The 428-nt window shown below is 32.7% G+C and carries 1 protein-coding gene; it reads right to left on the reverse strand.

Annotated features, from left to right (window positions below):
* A partial coding sequence (locus CIL05_RS21550) for a helix-turn-helix domain-containing protein (protein ID WP_165769193.1) occupies positions 1-428 on the reverse strand: 428 nt, incomplete at both ends.

Genomic DNA, 428 nt, shown 5'->3' on the forward strand with positions numbered 1-428 from the left:
TTCCCTGACGCAGTCATTGAGATAGTGCATGACTTAATTTTATGTTTAGCAGGAATCTGTCTATGCTGCTTCATCTTTACCATTTTAAGCTTAGGTAACTTGATATGACTATCCACTAACTCAATATTTTTATTTACAACATTCGTTGTATAGCTTTGTTTGTGTCCTTTACTTTTGAATTTTGGAAACTTAGTGTTACCTTTGAAGAAAGATTTGTACGCTTTATCTAAATTTAACTGTGCATTTGCCAATGCCAAAGAGTCTACTTCTTTTAGCCATACAAATTCCTTTTTATATTTAGCAGGAGTTGGATGCTTTATCTTTTTAAGAGCTTCTTTATCATGTTTGAGCATTTCATAGAACTCTTTTCGTTCGGCTAACATTTTGTTATATACAAAACGAACGCAACCAAATGTTTTATGCAGGAG

It is taken from the genome of Virgibacillus profundi, assembly GCF_002287375.1.
In the GTDB taxonomy this organism is placed as follows: Bacteria; Bacillota; Bacilli; order Bacillales; family Amphibacillaceae; genus Virgibacillus_K; species Virgibacillus_K profundi.